Annotated in this window: 4 protein-coding genes and 1 tRNA gene; 3 read left to right on the forward strand and 2 right to left on the reverse strand. The window is 34.2% G+C overall.

Translation table 11 applies throughout. The features are described from left to right. Window positions 1-296 precede the first annotated feature (296 nt). Both AACU95_RS00330 and AACU95_RS00335 read right to left on the reverse strand, forming a co-directional pair. Window positions 297-372: transfer RNA gene (locus AACU95_RS00330), tRNA-Asn, on the reverse strand. A 165-nt stretch (window positions 373-537) separates the two neighbouring features. Continuing rightward, complete coding sequence (locus AACU95_RS00335) at window positions 538-1,044, reverse strand: YlaC family protein (RefSeq protein ID WP_004243574.1); 507 nt, start codon at window positions 1,042-1,044, stop codon at window positions 538-540. Between the two features lie 455 nt (window positions 1,045-1,499). Here AACU95_RS00335 and cspE point away from each other — a divergent pair, with 455 nt between their 5' ends. The 3 genes from cspE to AACU95_RS00350 all read left to right on the forward strand — a co-directional run bounded on the left by cspE (window position 1,500) and on the right by AACU95_RS00350 (window position 3,078). Beyond that, the gene (gene cspE, locus AACU95_RS00340; protein WP_004243573.1) at window positions 1,500-1,712 is read left to right on the forward strand and encodes a transcription antiterminator/RNA stability regulator CspE; all 213 of its coding nucleotides are present in this window, start codon (window positions 1,500-1,502) and stop codon (window positions 1,710-1,712) included. A gap of 108 nt (window positions 1,713-1,820) precedes the next feature. Then, entirely contained in the window at window positions 1,821-2,015 is a 195-nt protein-coding gene (gene dsrB, locus AACU95_RS00345; protein WP_110144317.1) for a protein DsrB, read from the forward strand. Between the two features lie 364 nt (window positions 2,016-2,379). Then, complete coding sequence (locus AACU95_RS00350) at window positions 2,380-3,078, forward strand: MgtC family protein (RefSeq protein ID WP_004248352.1); 699 nt, start codon at window positions 2,380-2,382, stop codon at window positions 3,076-3,078. Window positions 3,079-4,977: the final 1,899 nt, after the last annotated feature.

Here is a 4,977-nt window from a genome sequence, read left to right on the forward strand (position 1 = left end):
GGACTCGAACCAGTGACATACGGATTAACAGTCCGCCGTTCTACCGACTGAACTATGGAGGAAGAGTGTTCTCGTGAGAACGAGGCGAATAATAGCTATCCTCTTTTCCCTTGTAAAGCAAAAAAACAAAAAAAATGTTTGTTTGCTCAAGAGTGCACCGTTTTGTTGTTTTTTTGATAAAAAAGTATAAAAAATAAATAGTTATATATAGATATCGCTGATGAGCATGAAAGGCTAGTAGGGACTAGTTTATTTAGAAAAGCAAAAAGCCCGCATAAAGCGGGCTCTTTTAAATTTGGCTCCTCCAACTGGACTCGAACCAGTGACATACGGATTAACAGTCCGCCGTTCTACCGACTGAACTATGGAGGAATTGTGTTCTCTTGAGAACGAGGCGCATAATAGCGATGATATATCAGGGTGTCAACGTTAAAAAATAGATTAATTAACTGTTTGATTGGTTTATGGACAATATGGCTAAAAAATGGTTAAGGTTCTCCGTGTTGTGTGCAATAACACGGAGAATTTCTCATAGTATTAGACTTGGGGTGATAATTTTTCTGACGAAATCGGTTTGGTGATGGGATCGAATGCGATTAAATACACGTCATAAAAGTGTATCTCTTGTTTTGTGCGTATAATGTCATTGATGTCTTCTTTTATTTGCGCTGGGATAGCCGGGTGCTGGCGTATCTCATTAATCGCTTCATCAGATAATTTTTCAAAAGTATACCATTCGCCGTTATAGCAAACTCTAAGGTCAAGAACGCCGATATCATCAAACTTATAAATAGGTTTGATATCAAATAGCAGTATTCCTGCCATCACAATAAACATCAAAGTGAAAAGAGTCAGCGAAATGACCCCAAAGTAAGGAGAGTAAATAAGCAAAGCGGCCAGTAATAAATATGACAACACCATACTGACGCAAAGCCAAATATGATTTTTTAAAAATTGGCTATTAAAGTGTGGTTTGCCATCACGCTTTTCTGCGGCATTAATACGTGCTAAATCACGCTCTAAAATGTCTTTTAATACATTCATTGTAAATACCTTAAAAGATGAATGTTGCAAATTTGTTTCTTAAGAATAGATTATCATGGAGACAGGATCAGCAGATAGAACAGTTTTTTTAAATTCGACGCTTAACTGTTATTGTTAGTCTCTTAAGACTATTCCTACTTGCTGTTAATAATTGCTATAAAATATCAAATAAATTTTATACACAGTGACAAAAATAGAGGCGAATTTGTATTTTTTATGTGCAATTTGCATTTTTTTAATCTTTCAATGCATAAAACTATTGCTATTAACCCTGTCTCATGCGTTAATGAGTAAGGCCTAAATACAGACCTGATTTATGATTGACATTCTAAGTTAATGAGTTTTAAACAGCATCGCTTTTTGACCGTTTTCTTCATGTGTGCCCATAAGTTATAGGTAGTTCAGGCCAGTAGATGCCGAGAAGGCAACGTTTTATTGATATATAGGAAAGTCACATGTCTGACAAAATGAAAGGTCAAGTTAAGTGGTTCAACGAGTCTAAAGGCTTTGGTTTTATTACTCCAGCAGACGGAAGCAAAGACGTATTCGTTCACTTTTCTGCCATTCAAGGTAACGGTTTCAAAACTCTGGCTGAAGGTCAGAACGTAGAATTCACAATTGAAAACGGTGCAAAAGGTCCAGCAGCTGCTAACGTAACAGCTCTGTAATAAAAGCCTTTTAAAAATTTTCTTCAAGCCTGTCACCTTCTGGTGGCAGGCTTTTTCTTTATGGGTAAAATAAAAAGAAGATAATGAGAATTTTTATCAGGAGTAAAAATGAACGTTAATGATCATGTTGTAGTAAAAACGGACGGCTGTGAAGATCGTAAAGGAACCATTTTACTGATTGAAGAATTTAATGAAGGCATTATGTACTTGGTTTCACTGCCTGAATATCCGAATGGTATTTGGTTTTTTAATGAAAAAGAAGGTGGTGAAGGCACTTTTGTTCGACCAGTACAACAAAAATGATTGGTTTAGGAAGCGTTCATTTACATTGTGCAATGGCCTATTTATACTACCAGCCAAATTTTGACGAAGAGAAAACAGATGGATACGCAAAGTAGTAAATTAATGCAAAAAACAAATTGGTAAGCCGTTTTCTCCGCTAAAACTGCTTACCTACCGGTGGGCAGTGCACTTCTTGAACCTCGTTTTACATAGAATCGCACTAACCTTTAGATGCTCTTATTACTAAGAGGTGATTTTATGTGCTATGTTTTTTTCTCCTTATTTCCTCCTCCTAGAGTGCTGTAGCCAAAGATCCGTTGTTGTATTACTTCATTCGCCGTATAACGGCGTGTTTTTTTAGCCATTGTTTATGGAGGAAATTAAAATGGCTATGACTCCTTATATCTTAAATTTGGTTGTTGCAATGTGTCTTGGTGCTTTGATTGGTGCCGAAAGACAATGGCGTCAAAGAATGGCAGGACTTCGCACCAATGCTTTAGTGGCGACCGGTGCTGCGGTATTTATCTTAAGCTCCATTGAAACTTCACCCGATAGCCCAGGACGGATTGCTGCACAAGTGGTTTCTGGTATTGGTTTTTTAGGCGCAGGGGTGATTATGCGCGAAGGAATGAATATTCGAGGTCTTAATACCGCGGCGACACTTTGGTGCTCTGCGGGCATTGGTGTGTTATGTGGACTTGGACTCTATCCACTTGCTACCGTAGCGACATTGCTTATTCTTTGTGCCAATATTCTATTACGGGAAGCGGCTCAACGAATAAATGCCCAACCGCAATATCAAGCGACAGATATTGAACAACGCTATTCTATTCGTATTGTTTGTGATACCCACGATGAAGTTTTGGTAAGAACACTTATTTTGCAAGCCATAAACGGTTTACATGTGAGATTGCAATCATTAAGTAGCGCAGATACACCAATGCCTAGTCAATTAGAAGTTTGTGCTGAAGTGTTGGCTACCCCAGCTGAGCAAAAAGAGATAGAAGCCATTGTTTGCAGGATAAGTTTAGAAAAAAGTGTCAGTGCAATTAATTGGAAAATTGCTTCTGAGCATCCTGCTTAATACTTTATGGATATAAAATATAATACTTTGTGAGTATAAATAGAGGTTATCCCCACAGCAATAGAGCTTGTTAATGTGTTTTATAAGAATAGTGGGGATAATATCAACAAAAGTAGAATATAAAACAATAACTGAAAACGAGGGAATTTAGCTTATTTTAAACGCTATTTAATACAGTTTAGCATTATAAATAATAGAAAATTAACTAAGTATTAATACTGGTGGTTAAAGGTAACCTATTTCATATGTGTAATTATTCATTGTGAAACTATGTTTATGGCTGAATAAGATCGATAACATGTATCATCAATCTTTGTTTAGATGAAAGAATAAAGTTATCTATAATAAAAAACCATTTATCAATGGAAACTTATTTTAAATCAAAAAACGCATTTTAAAATTATGTTAAGCCGAGTTGGTGGAGTGGCTTTCCTACTAAAAACCCATTTGATGAGTCTATTAATTGTCCTAGCACACAAAATCGTTACTAAAGGGCTTAAGACAAGATGCATTTACTTACATGCCTCTATTGAAAACTTTGGTGTCGTACATATCACTCGATGATATTCTCAAACAATTTCAATATATTCGATGAATTATTTATCATTATTCTTTATTTGACGATCGTTAACCTACTGCTTTTTGAGAAATATTTTTGATAAAAGTGCACTTAAAGCAAGTCAGGGGAGGAGAAAAGTTGTGTAGATGACACCGCAGGGGGCTACAGTAAAGCTGATGAATGGGGGGAAGTGTTGATTGTTGATACATATCATTAGGATATAAATTCTTTTTTGTAAACAAGCTGTAGGGGAAATGCTACCAATAAGTAATCTTATTATACTGGTTGAAAAAACATACTAATCTATTTATTGTATAAAATATCTATTTCAATATTACATTATTTATATCTTTATCAAGAAGATGAGTCTGACTTATAGAAGAAAAAAATCATCGAATAACGAAATAAATGCACCATTGTAATTTCTATTGGAAATAATTAGAGGCTTATTTTTCGTATTATATCATGATACAAAAATGATTAAAAAGATTAAGTAAAAGTACGGGGAAAAGAAAATACTAAAGGTTAGCGAGAATCAAAAAGAACATGGTCGATAAAAGGCTAATCGACTTCTAAACTATTGCTCATGTTATTGGGCGTTGTTACGTAAATAATTATAGTTGATGGTGACAGAAAGATGGCTAACAATATTTTTATCTTATTTGTTACATAAAAATGAGATCGTTGAGTAATGAGTTGCGTAACTGAGGTTATTTGTTTTTATGATAAAAAATAGTGATAAATAACTATTTTGAATAAATTTGTTATATCAATCTGCTTATTGTGTGTTGTCTGTCAAAAAGTTATTTCCCACCAATTCTACTCTTTATTTGAGTAATGTTGATGATAATCAATATCACAATAAATAAAAATGATAAAAATAAGTTTGCTTTTTTGTTTAAAAAAGCAGTCTTTTTATCAATACCTTTCTTAGAAGAACCCATCTTCTCTTTTGTTAAGCATTGATATTAGCTGATTAGCGCTAAGAAATGGCTAAGGCTACTCTTCTCAAACCATCGGAAAACATGCTTAAAAAAAAGACAAATAAAAATAAAAAACGTATTATTTTTGGTCGTAAATTAAGCTATCTTATCTGTCATATATAAAAAAAGTAACATTTGCTATTTTGCGGTTTATTAATGATGATGATTGAGTATGCGATAAGCGGTTATTTTGATCAAAAATAGTTGTTAATATTGACATTGGATAAATGATTTATACAAATGTTAATATTTAGGTGGTGAGCGTTAAAGCAGGATAGGGATTGATCAAATTGCAAATGAGTAAGTTGGAATTTCCATTCTAAATTTTCTATGTCTCAATCATTTTGAAAGAAGAGA

Source organism: Proteus sp. G4415 (assembly GCF_963896075.1).
Classification (GTDB): Bacteria; Pseudomonadota; Gammaproteobacteria; order Enterobacterales; family Enterobacteriaceae; genus Proteus; species Proteus mirabilis.

What these genes read in the sequence shown, in the direction of transcription:
- AACU95_RS00335 (WP_004243574.1), bottom strand. Translation starts at nt 1,044, where the DNA reads ATGAATGTATTAAAAGACATTTTAGAGCGTGATTTAGCACGTATTAAT.
- cspE (WP_004243573.1), top strand. Translation starts at nt 1,500, where the DNA reads ATGTCTGACAAAATGAAAGGTCAAGTTAAGTGGTTCAACGAGTCTAAA.
- dsrB (WP_110144317.1), top strand. Translation starts at nt 1,821, where the DNA reads ATGAACGTTAATGATCATGTTGTAGTAAAAACGGACGGCTGTGAAGAT.
- AACU95_RS00350 (WP_004248352.1), top strand. Translation starts at nt 2,380, where the DNA reads ATGGCTATGACTCCTTATATCTTAAATTTGGTTGTTGCAATGTGTCTT.